The 18009-nt window shown below is 59.9% G+C and carries 12 protein-coding genes and 7 pseudogenes; 12 read left to right on the top strand and 7 right to left on the bottom strand.

The annotated features are described in order from the left end of the window. Positions 1 to 83 precede the first annotated feature (83 nt). Together NKI20_RS19195 and NKI20_RS19190 are read left to right on the top strand one after the other, a co-directional pair. Positions 84 to 470 (top strand): annotated as a pseudogene (locus NKI20_RS19195) (AhpC/TSA family protein); the annotation flags it as partial. A gap of 357 nt (positions 471 to 827) precedes the next feature. After that, positions 828 to 955: pseudogene (locus NKI20_RS19190) on the top strand (helix-turn-helix domain-containing protein); the annotation flags it as partial. A gap of 184 nt (positions 956 to 1139) precedes the next feature. Here the strand turns inward: NKI20_RS19190 and NKI20_RS19185 are convergent. Then, positions 1140 to 2387, bottom strand: a pseudogene (locus NKI20_RS19185) (type II toxin-antitoxin system HipA family toxin). Then, positions 2380 to 2715 (bottom strand): helix-turn-helix domain-containing protein, encoded by a 336-nt coding sequence (locus NKI20_RS19180; protein ID WP_023759942.1) that lies wholly within the window; start codon positions 2713 to 2715, stop codon positions 2380 to 2382. The pseudogene NKI20_RS19185 and the gene NKI20_RS19180 overlap by 8 nt, the downstream one beginning before the upstream one ends. Before the next feature lie 289 nt (positions 2716 to 3004). Here NKI20_RS19180 and NKI20_RS19175 point away from each other — a divergent pair, with 289 nt between their 5' ends. Continuing rightward, positions 3005 to 4105: a nucleotidyltransferase family protein gene (locus NKI20_RS19175; protein ID WP_023759943.1), complete on the top strand. Its 1101-nt coding sequence runs from the start codon at positions 3005 to 3007 to the stop codon at positions 4103 to 4105. Positions 4106 to 4288: 183 nt separating this feature from the next. Here the strand turns inward: NKI20_RS19175 and NKI20_RS19170 are convergent. The 3 genes and pseudogenes from NKI20_RS19170 to NKI20_RS19160 all read right to left on the bottom strand — a co-directional run. Then, positions 4289 to 4779 (bottom strand): annotated as a pseudogene (locus NKI20_RS19170) (glutathione S-transferase family protein); the annotation flags it as partial. 317 nt (positions 4780 to 5096) lie between these two features. Next, on the bottom strand, positions 5097 to 5711 hold the full coding sequence (locus tag NKI20_RS19165; protein WP_352486211.1) for an NAD(P)H-dependent oxidoreductase: 615 nt from the start codon (positions 5709 to 5711) through the stop codon (positions 5097 to 5099). Between the two features lie 548 nt (positions 5712 to 6259). Further along, positions 6260 to 6646 carry a hypothetical protein gene (locus NKI20_RS19160; RefSeq protein WP_023759945.1) on the bottom strand — a complete coding sequence of 129 codons (387 nt, stop codon included), beginning with the start codon at positions 6644 to 6646 and terminating at the stop codon, positions 6260 to 6262. A gap of 403 nt (positions 6647 to 7049) precedes the next feature. Between NKI20_RS19160 and NKI20_RS19155 the strand changes: the two genes are divergently transcribed. From NKI20_RS19155 to NKI20_RS19145, 3 genes and pseudogenes are all read left to right on the top strand, one after another. Continuing rightward, positions 7050 to 8786 carry an adenylate/guanylate cyclase domain-containing protein gene (locus NKI20_RS19155; protein WP_352833055.1) on the top strand — a complete coding sequence of 579 codons (1737 nt, stop codon included), beginning with the start codon at positions 7050 to 7052 and terminating at the stop codon, positions 8784 to 8786. A 186-nt stretch (positions 8787 to 8972) separates the two neighbouring features. Then, positions 8973 to 9455, top strand: a complete 483-nt coding sequence (locus NKI20_RS19150) for a GNAT family N-acetyltransferase (protein ID WP_245266663.1) — start codon at positions 8973 to 8975, stop codon at positions 9453 to 9455. 173 nt (positions 9456 to 9628) lie between these two features. Next, positions 9629 to 9727, top strand: a pseudogene (locus NKI20_RS19145) (transposase); the annotation flags it as partial. Between the two features lies 1 nt (position 9728). On the opposite strand, the pseudogene NKI20_RS19140 reads toward NKI20_RS19145, so the two are convergent. Continuing rightward, positions 9729 to 10081, bottom strand: a pseudogene (locus tag NKI20_RS19140) (transposase); the annotation flags it as partial. Positions 10082 to 10352: 271 nt separating this feature from the next. On the opposite strand from NKI20_RS19140, the pseudogene NKI20_RS33750 reads away from it, so the two are divergent. Both NKI20_RS33750 and NKI20_RS19135 read left to right on the top strand, forming a co-directional pair. Next, positions 10353 to 10808: pseudogene (locus tag NKI20_RS33750) on the top strand (hypothetical protein); the annotation flags it as partial. A gap of 196 nt (positions 10809 to 11004) precedes the next feature. Beyond that, complete coding sequence (locus NKI20_RS19135; RefSeq protein WP_352604664.1) at positions 11005 to 12315, top strand: PRC-barrel domain-containing protein; 1311 nt, start codon at positions 11005 to 11007, stop codon at positions 12313 to 12315. 278 nt (positions 12316 to 12593) lie between these two features. Here the strand turns inward: NKI20_RS19135 and NKI20_RS19130 are convergent, their stop codons facing one another. Then, on the bottom strand, positions 12594 to 12989 hold the full coding sequence (locus NKI20_RS19130; RefSeq protein ID WP_023759950.1) for a hypothetical protein: 396 nt from the start codon (positions 12987 to 12989) through the stop codon (positions 12594 to 12596). Between the two features lie 1107 nt (positions 12990 to 14096). Here NKI20_RS19130 and NKI20_RS19125 point away from each other — a divergent pair. From NKI20_RS19125 to NKI20_RS19110, 4 genes are all read left to right on the top strand, one after another. Next, a complete protein-coding gene (locus NKI20_RS19125; protein ID WP_352486215.1) occupies positions 14097 to 15299 on the top strand; it encodes an ABC transporter substrate-binding protein in 1203 nt (400 codons plus the stop codon). Between the two features lie 77 nt (positions 15300 to 15376). Further along, positions 15377 to 16243, top strand: a complete 867-nt coding sequence (locus tag NKI20_RS19120; RefSeq protein WP_023759953.1) for a branched-chain amino acid ABC transporter permease — start codon at positions 15377 to 15379, stop codon at positions 16241 to 16243. A gap of 5 nt (positions 16244 to 16248) precedes the next feature. Then, a complete protein-coding gene (locus NKI20_RS19115) occupies positions 16249 to 17223 on the top strand; it encodes a branched-chain amino acid ABC transporter permease (protein ID WP_352833050.1) in 975 nt (324 codons plus the stop codon). A gap of 4 nt (positions 17224 to 17227) precedes the next feature. After that, the gene (locus NKI20_RS19110; RefSeq protein ID WP_352833047.1) at positions 17228 to 18007 is read left to right on the top strand and encodes an ABC transporter ATP-binding protein; all 780 of its coding nucleotides are present in this window, start codon (positions 17228 to 17230) and stop codon (positions 18005 to 18007) included. Positions 18008 to 18009 lie beyond the last annotated feature (2 nt).

Genomic DNA, 18009 nt, shown 5'->3' with positions numbered 1-18009 from the left:
CTCTGCTTTGTCCACATCTAAAGCTTGAATCATAACCCAGCCTCAGACGAAACCCCCCGGCAAGCCGATTTTCAAAACAGTCTCTTAGCGCATCCGATCCGGAGGGGACTTCGCATCGCGCCTTCGGTTTACCCATCGTCGAGTTGACGGAGAATGAAACCGAATGGCCGCACAAAGTCGGAATGGACCTGGTCACGACAATGCGGATCGATCTGCCGGGGGAGTTGCCCGAACCGATGAACCCGGCTGCGGCGGGCGACTTTCTCGAAAAAAAGGACGGGTATGAAATTACGGAGGCCGACCAGCAGATTATGATCGCCGGTCACATGCCGCTTATCGGCGAGTTCCTGCTCGATCGGGAAGGCGTTGTGCGCTGGAGCTTCACAGAAGCCGAAGAGGGAGGTCAAAATGTATGCCGGGCGCCCAATCCCGCGGAATTGATATCAGCAGCTTCCCAACTCACACATTAATCAGCTGCTGAAATGGGCTGCTGAAAACTCGTGTCGCTTGGCACTTAATTGTAAAGAATGCGCCGGTTTGGTTCAGGATTGGCATTTAATCGTGAGAATATTGGACGCCAGATTCTCAAGTTAACTGCAATCGCATCAGCGGAAAGATCATTAATCCTTTGACCTTTATACACTGTCTTCTGGAAATTCTATCCCGTTACGCTGCAGACGCTGGTCAAATCAAATGCCGACGGCCGGCATGATTATCAACTCAAGTCCACGTTCTCAAATTAAGTGCACAGCTGACCAACTGAATTGATTGAAAAGCGATTCTCATAATTACTGTAAAGCGACACTATCCTCGACACTTTCGCCGAGGTGGCCTCGGCCGGACTGATCGCGGCCGAGCTGAAAATCAGCCAGCGCGCCCGCTCGACCTGGTCGCCGAACTCGGCATCCGGGAGGTGACGGGCCGGGGGCGCTACCGGGCGTGGGGGATCATGTAGGATCGCCCGAACTTGCTCCTCGGCAAATCCAAAATCATGCACCATCATGCCATTGATGCTGCACGGCTTTCTCAAATCGGGATTTCGTCCGCGGACTCATCTCGTCTGTTCCATGCACCCTCGACGGTGGCGCCGGTGATCGGACTGGCGCTGGCTGGCTCGAAGCTGTGCAGGAATGTCCTCGTTATAGCGCCAGCGCCCGTTTGAGATCGTCGTGTTCGAAGGCGCTGGCCATGCGGTTGATCTCGGCTGGGCGGGCGCCGACCTCCTTGGCGGTATCGCGCCAGGTTGCGGTCACGGTCGCGACTTCTTTGATTATTGCGCGGGCTTGCGGCAGTGTGAGCGCGAAAAACTCCGACGCGGCTTCCAGCAGATCGAGCGAACAGGTGCCCTCATCGAGATCGATGTTCGTCGTCAGTACCCGGGCCTTGAGATCAGTCGGAACGGGATTGAGGTCGTATGCCGGCGAGAGAGACCAACCCGCCTTTCCAAGCCACAGGAAACCGTGATTACGGAGGTGGTCGTCGACATTGGAGATCAGCACGTTGAAGACGACACGCCGATATAAGGCATGGGCGTCCGTCTTTCCCTGAGCGCCGTGTTGAGCGAGAGCATCGACGATCTCCGGATAGCTGCCGCGCTCGCCGTCCCTGGCGCCCGTCATCGCCATCGCCGACAGGAACGGGGTGCGGATCGCCCCGTCACGATCGAAGCGTCGCGACAGCATGACCGCCTTGCCGGCGACGTCGATCAGCTCGTGCTGAGGGGTGGCGATACCTGCCTGTCCGGCCAGCCGCAGCGCGATCTCTTCCCAGGTCTCCATGCTGTAGTCGTCGGTCTCCTTCGGGAATTTCGCGATGGAGAGGTGACCATGTTGGTCGATGACCGACGCCTTCGGGCGGGCACCGCCAAGGGAGGAGCCTGGGGCAAAGATGAGCTGCAGGTCTTCATCCGTTTCTTCGTCCCGGAGAACCCGTTCGGCGATCTGGAGCAATCGGCCAAGCTCGATTAGGGCAGGAACGCCGGCACGGATCGGCGCTTGGAAAATCTCTTCGCCGACCCAGCGGAATCGGAGTGCGCCAAGCCGGGTCTCATCGGCCACTCCAAGGAGGTAGTCGCTTTCTACAAGCGTGCGAACCGCGCGGCCTTCCCGATCGGCGAGACGGCGTTCGGCGCGCTACATGAGGCGCCGGCCCCAGGTGTCAGGCGCTGAGTCACCGATGGAGCCGAATGTCGCAAGACCGGCAGGAGGGGCGAAGGCGCCACGGCTCAGAGCAAGGGCTGGCTCCAGGGAGAAGCGGTCCGGGTCCTCAAGCCATGCGCCGTCATACTCGAAGAGGATGGTCTCGATGCCCCGGACGCGATTGCTCCTCGCCAGTCCGACCGGGCGTGTGCGGCCGTCCAAATCGACATGGACCTCGAAGTCAGTCATCGCGGGACGATCCGGTTGGCCGCCTGAGGTGGACATGCTTAGGCAGGTCGGCACTGGCGAGCGCCTGACCGACGCTGTCGTTGCTGATGTCGGCGACCTGGCTCAGGCCGTCGAGCAGGCCGAGCGCCTGCAGGACGCCGGCATAAATGCCGACGCTGACGTTGGTGTCGCCAGCTTCGACCCTTTGCAGTGTCGAGCGAGACGTGAAGGCGCGCTCTGCTACGACCGCCATCGGCAGCCGTCGGCGTCGACGGGCATCATGGATGTCCGCCCCAAGTTTGCGCAGCGCGCGCCGCACTGCAGCAGGAGGGTTGTGTGGAGTGGGCATTTGACACCTTCGCACTACAGATCGAGCGGATATGTAGCACGAAGATTACAATCTTCCTATACCCAGTAGAGAGCGAAGGTTCGATCGTCATGACGGCATCCACCGGGGGACCCCCCGAACGTCGGCGATCGCGGCGACCGTGGTTTTCACGTCCGCGGGCTCGCTGGGCGACCGTCAACGCGGAAGGCAGCGTTATAAGATTTCGGCAATTTTCTTATAACGTCGCTTGCATCGCTTGAGCTCATGCCGTTATAAGAGAAACTCATTTTTCTTATAACGGAGCCGACGCATGAAGACGGTCGATCTCGTTTATCGCACGATGTATGCGGAACTTGTTCAGCGCTGCCTTGATGCATCGTTCGAAACCGACTTCTCCACGGCGGGAAATTTTGTCCGGGTGCCGGTGAAGGGGCGGGGCTATTGGTATTTTGAGGAAACCCAACCCAAGAAAACGCGGAAGTATGTCGGCCCGTCCGACGACCCCGAGATCGCGAAACGCGTTGAAACCTTCCAAGAGATTAAGGAAGACCTCCGCGGCCGACGGAAACTCGTCTCCACGCTAACTCGCGAAGCAATGCTGACTGCTCCGGACCGGTTCACTGGCGATGTCGTTGAAGCCATGGGAGCAGCAGGAATCTTCCGCCTAAGAGGCGTGCTCGTTGGTACGGTTGCCTTCCAGACGTATGCAGGACATCTCGGTGTAAGGTTGCCAGGCGCTTCATTGCAAACCGGCGATGCCGATTTCGCGCAGCACTACTCGATCTCGTCGTCAGTCGAAGACAGCCTGCCGCCGATCCTGGAAATCTTGAGAGAGATTGACCCAACCTTCAGGGAAATCCCCCACAGATCGGATCCCGGACACACGACGCAATTCGAGAATGCAACGCGATACAAGGTCGAGTTCCTTACGCCGAACCGGGGATCCGATGACTTCACCGACCATGCCAGTCCGATGCCAGCACTGGGGGGAGCTTCGGCGCAGCCCTTGCGTTTCCTCGATTTCCTGATCCACGAGCCCATCCGGACCGTGATGCTGCATCGGTCAGGGGTGCCTGTAACCGTGCCGTCGCCGGAACGGTATGCAGTTCACAAGCTCATCGTCGCCTCTCGCAGGCAATCAGATGCAAATGGCGTCGCCAAGCGCGAAAAAGACGTCTATCAGGCCAGCCTCCTTGTCGAGGCACTGGAGGCGACCCGGCGCAAGGACGACCTTGCAACAGTGTTCTCGGAAGCGTGGGGCAGGGGGCAGCACTGGCGCGAGGCGATGCTGAAGGGGCTGGGCCTGATGCCGCCGAAGAAACGACAGGAAGTTGAGGACACAGTCAGAAAGGCCCTTGTCGAGATCGGCGAGGAGCTGGACGGCTTCGACCCGGCCGCCGTGAAGTCGTAGCCGGAAAAAGGGCGAGGCCCGAAAGCCGCCCTTATCACTTGGGATTGAGGAAGACCCTCGTGGATCAGCATCGGGTACGAGGAAGTATACCGTAGCTGTTAAGGTCTGTTCGCCGTGTGTCCGTCCAAAATCGCATAAAAGGCAGACTGGCGTGATGTCCGGAAACATTAGGCATTTCACGGGGTCGCCTGCGCTGAACGCACCGTCGAGCCGTTGGCCTTGTCAAGACGTCGGGACAATTGCCAAGCCGATTGCGGATGCGATCCTGGATGAGAGGCAGGCGTTGCGCCGCCCAAGGCTTGTCGCCTTCAAGGAACTTGGCGGTTACAAGTCTAAGGATCGGCGGCTCCACCGTGTTGAGCGCGGCGAATATCCAGGTGATGGCGCGCGCCCGGGCATTTACATCGTCCGGCAACAGGCCCGGATGGCGTTTCCGCGATATGGAACACGATCGACCCGGTCCCGAACAACCGGAGATCGCCTTCTTCGTAGGCCGGAATTTGCCCGAAAGGTTGAAGCGCCAGATGCGCCGGTTCCTTCATCGCCTTGAACGAATGGAGGCGAACCTCGTAAGGTTGGCCCACTTCGTCCAGCGCCCAGCGAACGCGCGTATCACGCGCCAGTCCCTTGCCGCCATCGGGCGACCGCTCAAAGACGGTAATGATGGCGGTCATCGCTTCTCTTGATATCTTTGTTTCGGTCCCAAGGACGAACGATCGGCGCGTTTCACGATACTGACCCCCGAAACTTTGCGGCTCGCTGCGCCAAGCCTCCACCAGCATTTCATGGTGTGTCCTGTTCCAATACGTTTGGGAGGGCGACTTTGGGATGACCGCCCATCAACAGCTAAGACGGACCAGTCCAGCGAAAGGATACGTCGCCGGCATCAGGATCTGCGCCGCGTGCTTGGATAGGCCCGAGGCGGACGGGAGCCGAAATTCCGGCGAGCACGGTTATGACCGAATTGCGGACGGATCGGATTTAATTACATTCAACTTGCCCCGAACGTGGTCCGGCATTTGGCAGTGGCCTCCTCGAGCCAGTTCTCCCGTTGCTCCTCGGAACTGCCGACAACTGGCCTGAACACATGTCGTTCATGTTCCAGAACCCCGCAATATGGGAGGACGCATCGTCCCCAGATCAGTCCGAGCGGATCACCGAGGTCATTCACCTCTCTCGTCGCATCGGTATCGGAAGTATTGAAAATAATGGCTTTCTTGATCGAGAGGAGGCCTTCGGGCAACCCATCCGCGGTTTTCAGGCGATAGGCAACACCAGGAACCAGAACGCGATCGAGCCATCCCGCCAGAATTGCAGGTGGCTTCCCCCACCAGTTCGGGTGGACGATCAGTAAACCATCCGCATTCGCGACTTGCGTCCGGTGCTGGAGCAAAACGCGATCTTCGGCGCGTGAAAGCGCTTCTTCCAGCGTGTCGCCGACCGTGTAGGCCTCTTCCGCGGTTAGGCACGGATCGAAGCCTTCCATATAGAGATCGTGATGTTCGATTGCGTGGCCGTCGCCGATCAGCGCGTTGCGAACGCGTGCAGAAATTGCGTGGCAAAAGCTGTTGGCACGCGGGTGGGCTATGACGGAGAAGATGCGCACCGTTTACTCCTCGGCTGAGAGGCGCAGGAATTGAAGGACGGGCAACCCGAGCTACCTCGCCTTGGTTGGCGTGCCGACATTGTCGATACCACGAGAGAACGACAGATAAATGTTCGTTGATGGCCGATGACGGCAAGGGTCAAGGTAGCGCTGCCGTTGTCGCCAGGATCGGATCGGTGCAGATCAGCGCATCTGCCGGCGACGTATACTTTCGCTGGGTTCATCCGTCGGGCGATCTGGCGCCAGGCATAATCCCATTTCCTCCAGGCGCTGTCCCAGACATTTGGGTCGAACCGGTGCGATAGGTCGGCGACCTCGGAAAGCGTGATCTTGTAGGCGGCAAGGGTGGCGGGCGGGGTGATGCTGGCGCCCTGCTTGTATTCCTCCAACGCCGTCTGAGGCGCGCGGGACAGGTTAAGTGCTTCGACGCCGGGCCACATTGAATCGCCCGCCGTCGATCGCTGCTCCTGCCCCGCTTGTGGGCAGGAAAGCCCATTTGGGTGTCAGATAGCGATGGAATATCTCGTCCGGCCCGACTCGGGTGACTTTCACCCGCGCGCCCCATTCTCGAGATCCCGAATGAAGGCCAGGACTGCTTCGACCTGGCCGCCGGCGACGAGCTCGGCCGCCGTGCGATGGCCATAGTCGGCGATCGGTTCATTGCGATACCAGTAGATCGCCTTGTTGACGTCGCCGGTGAGCTCCGTCGCGGCTGAAATCACCTTCACCATCTCACGCAGCCGACCCTGCAGTCGCTCCGATGATGGATTGCGGAGCGTGTTACGGTGGACGCCGGTCAACTGCGCCAGGTTGGCTACCTTGACGCCCAGCGCCTGCGACAGGCGCCTCGGCGAGATATATGGGGTGCGCGGTTCCTGCAGGCTGTCGACAAAGCCCGAGATCATTGTGGAATGTGCTAGCTGTGCATGGGCCATGACAATTCTCCGACCTCTCATTGCACAATATATGCACATTTTAACGCATAGCAAATGAACGGAGGCCTGACCCCTTGCAGCGCACTGCTGTCCTTCCCCATTATTCAGCGGTTGCTAACCGCAGTAACGCTCCATCTCGGTCACTTTACTAGCGCTTTCCGTCTACCAGACGCGGATATGGCCGGGTCAACACCTACCCGACATTCATGGCACTCGGCACTGACTCCTTGCTGACCTTCTCCAAGACGAGCCCAAGGGCAAGTCGTAGCCCAAGTGGGGACAATCGACAGCTGCGATGACCGTATGTAGCTGCTTGGCGATCGAGCCTCGAAGTCAACCTGATAGACTTTTGAAATGGTCGGCATAAAATTCGCTTTTCTGCTTTCAATGAAAGCAACGCGAAATGGCCGAAGAACGCCCCCAACGCCGCCTTGCCGCCATATTGGCTGCCGACGTGGTGGGCTACAGTCGACTTCTGGACGTGGACGAGCAAGGAACGTTGGCCGTGTTAAGGAGGAGGAGGAAGGAAATTCTCGAACCGCTCGTGCGCGACCGTAAAGGCCGTATTGTAAAAGTGATGGGTGATGGCGTTCTGGTCGAGTTCGGAAGCGCCGTGAACGCCGTGTCATGCGCCGTGGACCTTCAGAAGCGGATGGCGGCCGCAAACGAGGGTGTGACCGCCGACCGGAGAATCAACCTGCATATCGGCATCAATCTGGGCGATGTCGTCGTCGAGGACGGCGATCTGTTCGGCGACGGCGTCATTGTCGCAGTGCGGCTCCAGGCAATGGCCGGGGCAGGAGATGTCTTTGTGTCCGGCAGCGTCTACGACCAAGTCAAGCGGAAGCTCGATTGCGGCTTCGACGAACTTGGTCCGCAAGCGATCAAGAACGTCACCGAACCGGTGTCAGTCTACCGGATCTCGTTGTCGACCGCGTCGGACGATGGCGGGCTCGCAGAGAAAGCGCCTCTGCAGCTCCCCGCCAAGCCGTCCATTGCCGTCCTCCCCTTTACGAACATGAGCAATGATCCGGAGCAGGAGGCATTTGTCGATGGCCTCACCGAAGACTTGATCACGGATCTGTCGAGGACAAGCGAGTTGTTCGTCATCGCCAGCAACTCGGCATTTGCATACAAAGGCAGGCACGTTGATGTGCGTCGCATCGCGCGCGAATTGGGCGTTCGCCATCTTCTTGAAGGTAGTGCACGGCGGGCCGCTGGACGGGTGCGTATCAACGCCCAACTGATCGACGCGATCGCGGGTGACCACCTTTGGGCCGAAAGATTCGACCGCAGCCTAGAAGATATCTTCGCTGTTCAGGATGAGGTGACCGGCAAGATTGTCGAGGCTCTGGTTGGCCGCCTGACCACAGCGCCGGCGCGCAGCAGACCGAGCAACCTGGAGGCTTATGATATCTGTGTGCGTGCCCGGGCCCTTGGTCTGCAAACGGCGCTTACCGCGAAAGAGGCCATTTTGCTGCTGGACCGCGCAATCGCGCTCGACCCGGAATACGCGGAGGCGCACCGTTGGCTGGCACTCAACCTCTGGCTGGGCTGGGAGTTCTGGGATGAACCGATGGACCCCAACCGCGCAAGAGCGCTCGCCGAAGCGCAGCTGGCGGTCGAACTCGATCCGAACGACGCCGGGAACAGATGGGTATTGGGCGTCGTATTGGGACATGAGAGTCGCTGGGCGGAATCGGATGCCGAATTCAATGCTGCCCACGAGCTGGATCCCAACCACGCCGATGCTTGGGCTATGCGGGCCGAATTGACGACGCAAAAGGGCCGACCTGCCGAAGCCATAGACCAGGTCCGCAGGGCACTGCGACTCAACCCTCACCCGCCCGGTTGGTATTATTGGATGTTGGGTCAGGCCCAATATGCCATGGGCGACTACGAATCCGCGATCCAAACGCTGCGCAGGCCCGAAACCTATCGCACGACTTCACGGCGCCTGCTTGCAGCAAGCCTTGCGCAACTTGGCCGTTTGGAGGAAGCGCGCTGGGAGGCGAAAATGTTCATGATGAGCAATCCGCACTTCACTATCCGGCACTGGTCGGAATCGCAGCCATTCCCGGCCGAAGACGTGCGACGGCACATCGAGGAAGGTTATCGCATGGCGGGCCTGCCAGCATGACTGTCATTAGTTATAGCTTCGGCCTGCTGTCGACAGGCGTCCCAAGCCTGTCGCAGCAGCGAACATTTGGTCTTCTGACGGAACGAAATTCGCCATATCGAGCGTTTGTTTCGCCTCACGGGGGGCTTGAACATGGCTAGTGAAGACTTTCGGCACCGGATAGCACGACGCGAGGACCTCGCCTCCATGATTGCGCTCATGGACGCAGCGATCTCCGAACTCCAGAAACCGTTTCTCGACGATGACCAGATCCGATCCAGCCGCGCAATCATGGGGCTGGACACGCAGCTTATCGATGATGGGACCTATTTCGTCGTGAAGCACGACGGCGTCCTGGCAGGGTGCGGTGGCTGGAGCCGGCGCACGACCATGTATGGTGGCGATCAGTTACCGGTACGCAACGCGGCACTGCTTGATCCAGCCACGGACGCGGCACGTATCAGAGCCATGTATACGCATCCGGACTTTGTCCGGCGAGGCGTCGGCCGTCTTATCCTTTCACTTTGTGAACGTGCCGCTAAGGCTGAGGGCTTCCGCCGTGCCGATCTGGCAGCCACGATGGCAGGAGAGCCGCTCTATCGAGCCTGCGGCTACCAACCCGCCGAGAAATTCGTCGATGACCGTGGCGGCGCTCCGGTTCCAATCCTGATGATGAGCAAGACGCTCTGAGCCACGGCTCAAAGGTCACTCGCTCGCGGCCGGCACTCGCTCCGGCCAGTATGGCAGCAGGAGAATGCTGGAGATTGAACCAGGCCATCTCGAACGAAAGAGAACTTCGTCCGTGAACTATCCGCAAGCCATTGATGGCATCCTGATTTTCATTTTGGACACGGGCTCGCGAGGCGGGCCTGATCGCCAGCCAGGCAGTGCTGGTGGCGATCGGCGTGGATTGGGAGGGCCGGCGCCAGGTTTTGGGCGTTGAGCTGGTCAACCGGGAGAGCCATGGGCGTCGGAGACGACGAGCTTGACGCCGCGCAGGCCCGTCGGCTTGCGCAGGAACTCCGTCCAGGTCGGCTCGGCCTCAGACGTGCCGATCTCCATGCCCAGCACCTCGCGTCGGCCGTCCGCATTGACGCCGACAGCGATAATGACGGTGACCGAGACGATGCGGCCGCCGCAGCGCACCTTCAGGTAGGTGGCGTCGATCCACAGATATACCAGTCGCCGTCGATGGGTCTTTCGAGGAACGCTTTGACCTGCCGTCGATCTCTTCGCACAGCCGGCTGCCCTGCCTTGGAGATGCCGCTCATGCCCATGGCCTTGACCAGGTCATCGACCGAGCGGGTCGAGAGACCTAGGCGTGAGCTTTCAGAGGGTTGTCCATTCGGACCGGACCGAGGAGACTGGAGTTACCAAGCTGCAGCACTCACCGGAAGGTCCGAATGACAAGAATGCCCGTCTCACGCTTGAACATGCCGCAGCGGCCGGACGCCATGATGATCGCCGACGCGAAGGGCGCAACGCCCTATTCCGGCGTTCTGGCCCGACGCCATGAGTGCCGTAGCGACGAAACCGACCGGCAGCGCAACGCCGCCGGGCTTGCGGTCTGGGAAATGAGGGCGGGACATCGGGACGCGACTTCGCGGCTTCGAGCTTCTCGGTCGGATTGAACGTCGGTATAGCCTCCCAGAGGGGTACTTCAAAGGAAAGCTCCCGCATCGGGCACGATCAGCGACCGGACATATGGCTCGACGATATCGGTCCGGCTGAACGCAGACGTCTGGCGTGGCATCTTCCCGAAGATTTCAACTCGCGTCCGACTGTCGAACAGGAACAAATCTTGGAATGGGTGCGTCGCGTGATCATTTCGGGCTCAACCGACTGACGACGTTTTCAGGCGGCAGCCATTTCCAGGCGTGTCTTATGGCCAAACCGAATTAGCCGATCGCGATAACACTGAAAATTTCGAGATTCGCGAGTTGGGCGAGGGAACCTTCGCAGATCCAGACTTGTTCGCGGTGTGATCGATGCGCCGCCTACGCCGGCAATGGAAATGGCGAGCTGATCCGCTTCAAGACGTCAACGCCTTACGGCGGAAGTCAAACAGCGTTTTCCGAGGAGCGGAATGCATAGCAGGAGCGAAGGAGAGATGGCTAATATACCATTGAGTTTCGCCGGAACAACGGCGCTGTCCCAACGTTGTGAATCGTGAAGTGCCGCGCCCGATGTCCCGCAGGGCCGCGCGGCCTATACGAAATCAGGCACAGGAGAGACTATCATGATTCGCACCCTTTTAGCCACCACCGCCCTCGCGACATTGATCGCGACAGGCGCGTATGCGCAGAGCACGAGCACCCCGACGCCTGCCGCCCCACCATCCGCGCAGGAGCCCGCGGTCACCGCTCCGGTACCCCGCGCCGAGGGCAGCATCGTCACCAACATCATCGGCGAAACCGTCTACAACGGCACCGGTGACAATGCCGAGAATATCGGCAAGGTCAGCGACGTCGTCTTCGACAAGAACGGCCAGGCGAAATCCGTCGTCATCGGCGTCGGCGGCTTCCTGGGTGTAGGGACGAAGAATGTCGCCTTCGATTTCGACAAGCTGCAGTGGGCCGAGAAGAACGGCGACCGCTGGCTGGTCGCCCAAACGACCAAGGACGAACTGAAGGCACGGCCGGACTTCGACAGCAACGCCTATGCCCCGCCGCCCGCACCATTGACGACCACGCAAGCTCCGTCGGCTTCCGCGCCGACCACCACCGCGCAGGCCCCCGCCACGAACACCGCCCCGGCAGAGCCGGTGAAGCGGGCCGATGGCAACCTTGCCACCAACATTCTCGGCGAGACCGTCTACAACGGTACGGGCGATGACGCGCAGAATATCGGCAAGGTCGAGGACATCGTTCTGTCCAAGGAAGGCAAGGCGCAGTCCCTGGTCATCGGCGTGGGTGGTTTCCTTGGTCTGGGCACCAAGAACGTCACCTATGATTTCGACAAGGCACAGTGGGCGGAGAAGAACGGCAACCGCTGGCTGGTGGCGCAGACCACCAAGGAGGAGTTGCAGGCGCAGCCGGATTTCAATCGCAAGGCCTACGACCCTGCACCGGCCACAACGGCATCCAATCAGCCGGCTGCAACCGCCCCAGCCGTGACCACGGCCCCTGCCGCCGCTCCCGCCAACAAGACGGCCGCGGCCCCTGCGGCCACTACGGCACCTGACCAGACAACGACCGGGGCAATCGACAAGTCCACGCTCAAGCAGATGCCGATTGGGGAAATCCGAGGTGACGATCTGAAGGGCACGACGGTCTACGGTGCCAATGATGCCAAGGTCGGCCAGATCGGCGATGTCGTGCTGACGCCGGACAAGAAGCCCGACGCGGTGATCGTCGATGTCGGCGGCTTCCTTGGCATAGGTTCGAAGGAAGTGGCGGTCGGCATGGACAATTTGAAATTCATGACCGACAAGAATGGCAAGAAGTATCTGTACACGACATTCACCAAGGAACAGCTCCAGGCACAGGCCGCCTATGACAAGGGCAGCTATGCACAGAAGCGTGACCAGCAGCGAATGGTCGTGCGGTAGCTAGAATAGGCGCCCCGGCGAGTACAGCCGCTATTTGGCTCCGCTCGCCGGATCTCTTACGCCAAGAGGGGTAGCAGTGCCGTGACTTTTCCACCGTCGTAGCACTTGCGGCATCCATTGTCCGACTTCTGCCAAGGACGGACGCGCGCGGCGACATTCACGGTCTGGCCGAAATAGTCGAGGTTGTCGTTGAGTGTCACGGCGATCGACCGTCCACGGTGGGCCCCGATCTTGAGGATGAACCCTGGCCCGTCATGCTCGTCGAACTAAACTTCGGGTCAGGGCCTGCCGCGCGGGATATATCCGGCGTTGCGTAAAGCGCCGATGAAGAGGCTTGCCGGGCCGGTGATACTCGTCCTGGCCTGCATGGGCAACGGCAGAGTGTTCCAGTCCGCCAACGGAGCGATAAAGGTGGAGAAAGTCCCATTGACCATGCAATGGCTGATCACCGAGCCCTGCTTGTCCAGCGCCAGGATGCCTGTCTGATTGCTCGGATATTCGATGGCGGCGATCCGTTGCATTTCCAAGTCGCCATCGATGCGCAAATCGAAAAGCAGGACGCCGTGGCTTCTGCTGGCGATTTCTGCGACTTTTTCGGTGAAGCCAACGGGAAGCGCACGAACGCCGTCGACCGCCATCCCGAAAACAAGCGCGTCCAGCTCTTCCGCCGCCATGCCAAGATTTGCTCCCAAGAAGATCAGGATTGCAATTGATCAGTTGGTTTGTGCACAACCATCCCACTCGCCTCTTTTCGACCAAACATGATCAAAGAATTACTCGATCGGCGGCGAGTCTCGACACCGGCTTGGGGCCAAGTTTAATACAGAGCGACCGCATTTGGCCGGTGCCGAATGTCGAGCGGACCCGCAAAACCGCCTGATCCAGTCGGCCCTTCGACCCCGACGTCCAGGCCGAACAGTCTTGCAAATCCATCGGCCGCAGTGCATTCCGGCTATCTGTCGACCGGAGTGGAACTGCTGACACAACTGCCTCGCATGCCGCGTCGGAGTGCTAACCGCCTTCGCCCTCGACCAGATCTCGCAAACCGATTGTGTTGGGGAATTGCAGCGGTCTTTCGGAACGATTCGGGCTTTCGTTCGTTGTTTCGGCGCCGACCGGCCAGTGCGCCACCTCCATCGCTTGGAAGGAGAAAGGGCAGCCGCAACGCTGGGAGAACAGCCGCCGGTCGGTAGGTCTGCGTAATCTTAGAGGCCGTTGTCGGCCGGCGAGGAAATCACCTTCACCATCCTGGTGGTATGGGTTCGTCTTCACAGTGGCAGTGGAGGCCTTTGTCGCCCGCCGCAGTGCTAGTGGGTGGGGAATTTCCACGAGAGCCAATCCCCGCCACAGTGCCAGTGGAAGCCCTTGTGAACTGTGGGGTAGATGCTAGTGGGCAACCTAACCCCATCCGCCCCTCACTGCGGACCAAATCGCCTGCGTAGTGCTAGTGGAGATGTTATTAAGCGGTTCTAATGTTCGACCGTCACAGCACTGGTGTCCCTATCGGAAAGAGCAGGCAGCGGCCAGGATTTGTGATAGTTCGAGTCACCGATTGTGGCTAAGTTGGCTAGCAAAATCAGCAGGTTACTGCGAACCGCCAGGTCGATCGATTGCAGCAGCGCATCGGATGCGGACTGCGTCCTTCATCTACGACCTTACAGATTGTCAACAATCTGTAAAACTTTTGTTGACAAATAATAGATTCGAGCCTTCACTCACAAAAGTCGCGTATCGGTCGAGTTCTGTCGCAACAATGCGCGGCCTCCAAAGGGGAAAGAACAATGATCAATAGACGTTCAATAATCACATTCGCCGCGCTCGGCGCCGTCTCTGCGCTGGCAATCATGGCCGGCGGCACAATCACGGTGCACGCCGCCAACAAGGAACTCAAGATCGGCTTTGTCGGCGTCACGAGTGGCGCGGCCGCTGCGTGGGGCACATCCAACGTCCGCTCGATGCAGACCCGCGCCGCCTGGATCAACGAAACCGGCGGTGTGAAGATTGGTGACGAGACCTATGACATCAAAATTGTTACCTTCGACGATCAGAAGGACCCGAAGCGGGCGATCGCCGGCATGGAGAAGATGGCCCAGGAGGGCATCCACTATGTCGTCGGTCCGAATGTCGACGACGGCGCGGCGGCGGTGCGCCCCGTGGCTGAATCCAAGGGCATCATCTATTTTCCCTACGCATTCCCGAAGGAACTCTATACCCCGCCGGCGTCCAATGCCGTGCTCGGCATGATCGCCAACTACCAGTCAGCTCCGGCGATCTACAAATATCTCAAGGAAAACAGGGGCGTGAAAAAAGTTGCCTTTGTCGCCGCCAACGAATCCGATCCGCTGAGCCAGCGGGATGGCGGTGTTGCCGCGGCAAAGGCGCTCGGGCTTGAGGTTGTGGCTGCCACGGACGTCTACCAAAACGATACCCGCGATTTCACCCCGGTACTGACGCCGATCGTTTTGCAAAAACCGGACCTGCTGGTGCTTTCGGGTGTCGCGCCCGGCAATGCGCCGCTGCTGATCCGCGCCGCGCGCGAGCTCGGCTACGAAGGTCTGATCTCCACCGAAACGGCGCAGGATGCCAAGGTGCTGGAAGAGGGCGCGGGCGAGTTGGCCAACGGCTTCATCTCAGTCGGCGGCGCATCGACGCCCGAAATCGCGTCCGACATGATGAAGGAGTTCGTCGACCGCTATACGAAAATGTTCGGCGAATACAATGACGAGTCCAACACCAAGGTCTACGCGCTCGAATACATCATCGAGACGCTGAAGGCGAACCCGGCCGCGATCAACAATGTCGAAGAGTTCAAGAAGACGATCGACACTTTCTCGGCACCCAATCCCTATCTGAAGGGCGATGCCAAGCTGACCTATGTCGGAATGACGTCGTTTGGCCAGAAGCGCCAGCTTTCGGTCCCGATGGTGGTCACGGAATACCGCGACGGCAAGTTCGAGACGCTCTTCGTCGCTCAAGTCGATTGACGCAACTGCACTGAAGCGGATTGCCGCAGAGGCTCGTGCATTCGCCTTGAGCCTCTGAATGGCCGGGAACCATCCTGATGGAACAAGTCATCGCCAACGGGCTTTATCTTGGCGCGCAATACGCCTTGATCGCGCTCGGTCTGACCCTGATCTTCGCTCTGATGAACGTGCTGAACTTTGCCCATGGGCAGATGTACGTTCTCGGTGGCTTCGTCACCTACACCGTCTATGGCCAGCTCGGCATGCCTTTCGTCGTCGCCCTCGTCGCGTCCGGGATCACGCTGCTGGTCATTGGAGCGCTGGTCGAGAAATTCCTTTTCAGAACGGTGATTAGGCGAAGCGTGCGGGAGGAAAGTACGATGCTTCTCGCGGCGGCAGTCGCATTCTTCCTCGACGCCGTGATCCTCCTGCTGTTCGGTGAAAAGCAGCGCGGCGTGCCGAAGATCGTCAGCGGCGTCTTCGTCTCCGACGGCCTCATAATGCCTTACGACCGGCTGCTGGTCGGCGCACTCGCCATACTGTTCATCGCCTCCTTCGTGCTTTTCATGCAGTATAGCAAGCCGGGACGCGCCATGCGGGCGCTGGCGCAGGACCGGATCGCGGCGCAGCTTATGGGCGTCGACGTCGACCGCTATTCGATGATCGGCTTTGCGCTTGGCGCCATGCTTGCCGGCATAGTCGGCGGGCTGCTGGTCGCCATCACCGGCGTCAATTCGGGCATTGGCGGGCCGATCTCGATCAAGGCGTTCTTGATGGTGATGATCGGTGGAGCCGGCGTCGTCAGCGGAGCGATCGCCGGCGGCTTCATCCTCGGCATGATGGAATCGGTCGGCCTGACGGTGCTACGCCACTATGGCGACGTCACCTATCTCGTCATCTTCGCCGCGCTGATGGTCTTTCTCAGCATCCGCCCCAACGGGCTCATGGGCAAACCGTGGGGATGATCGACATGAAGCGTACACGCAACATCTTCGCCGTCGCTGTCTTCCTGCTGGTCGTACTCATCGGCGTGCCCTGGCTGATCGAGGCGACCGGTCGGCTCGACCTCTACTACACGCTGACCTCGGTCGCATTGCTGAGCATCGCCAGCGCCGGCGTATGGGTGACCTTCTACATCGGCCGTATCAATATCGGCCAGGGTGCCTTCGCGCTTATGGGCGGCTATGTTTCGGCCATCCTGGTCGTCCAGCACGGTGTGTCGTTTTGGCTGACACTGCCGCTGGCCGGGCTGTTCTGCGCCGCTGCAAGCGTGCTGATCGGACTGCCCATCCTGAGGCTCCGCGGCGTTTATTTCGCGATGGTCACGCTGGTGTTGACCGAAGTGGCGCGGCTGCTGGCGCTGGCGCTGCCGATCACCAACGGCGCCAAGGGCATGGTGAGCATTCCGCTCCCCGGCGGCATTTCGATCTTCGGCCTGACCATCCTTCCCGATTTCGCATCGCTCGCCAATCCACGCCCGGCGTTCTATCTCGTTTCGGTGGTGCTGATGGTGCTGTGCTTTGCCGGGCTTTACCGCCTTGTCCATTCGCGCATCGGCAAGCTCTGCCAGTCGCTGCAGCAGAACGAGGAACTGGCCTCCTCGATCGGCGTCAACATCGCCTATCTGCGCGTCATCGCCTACGCCATCTCCTCGTTCCTCGGCGGTCTCGGCGGCGCAATGTTTGTCGCCATTTCGCAGTCGATTTATCCGTCCAGCTTCACCGTCACCGACTCGGTGAACTTCATGCTGAACTGCTTCCTCGGCGGGCTGAGCTACGTCTTCGGGCCGATGATCGGCACCTTCGTGCTCTATTTCGGCTGGGATTTCCTGTTCGAGACCGGCGAGTTCCAGTTGCTGATCTTCTCGTCGGTGCTGATCGCGCTGATGCTGTTCCTTCCCAACGGCCTGCTCAGCCTGCGGCTGTTCGGCAAGAAGCAGGGCTAGGACCATGACCGAGCTTCTCCAGATCAAGGCAGTGACCAAACGCTTCGGCGGGCTGGTCGCGGTCAACAACGTTTCCTTCGCCGTCCGCGAACGCGAAATCCTCTCCGTGATCGGTCCCAACGGCGCCGGCAAATCGACGCTGTTCAAGCTGATTTCCTCTTTCCTCAGTCCGAGCTCGGGCGAGGTGCTGTTTCGCGGACAGCGGATTTCCGGCCTGGCGCCGCATATCGTCGCCCGGAACGGCGTCGTCCGCACATTCCAGGAGACGACGATCTTCAAGGGCATGACCGTGCGCGACAACGTCATCATCGCACATCACCTGCGTTCCAATGCCACCCTTGCCGGCTTCTATCTTGGCACGACTACAGCGCGGCGCGACGAGGCCGAATTCGGACGATCCGCCGACGAGATCATCGATTTCCTCGATCTCGGCGCGCAACGGCATGAGATCGCGAGCACGCTGCCGCACGGGCATCTGCGCGCGCTGGGGATTGCCATCGGCCTCGCCACCAATCCGACCGTGCTCCTGCTCGACGAACCCTTTGCCGGCATGAACCACGACGAAACCGTGCGTGCGGTGAAAATGGTGCGCGGCGTACGCAAACGCGGCGTGACCGTGCTACTCGTCGAGCACGACATGCCCGCGGTGATGAACATTTCCGACCGTATCGTCGTCCTGAACTTCGGCGTCAAAATCGCCGAGGGAACGCCGAAAGAAATCCAAGAGAACGAAAAGGTCATCGAAGCCTATCTCGGCGCCGAAGACGAGACGATCGGATTTTAGCC

The sequence above is a fragment of the Mesorhizobium sp. M0830 genome (assembly GCF_040319965.1).
Classification (GTDB): domain Bacteria; phylum Pseudomonadota; class Alphaproteobacteria; order Rhizobiales; family Rhizobiaceae; genus Mesorhizobium.
The sequence above is the reverse complement of the archived record's forward strand: the minus strand, read 5'-3'. Positions and strand labels throughout refer to the sequence as shown.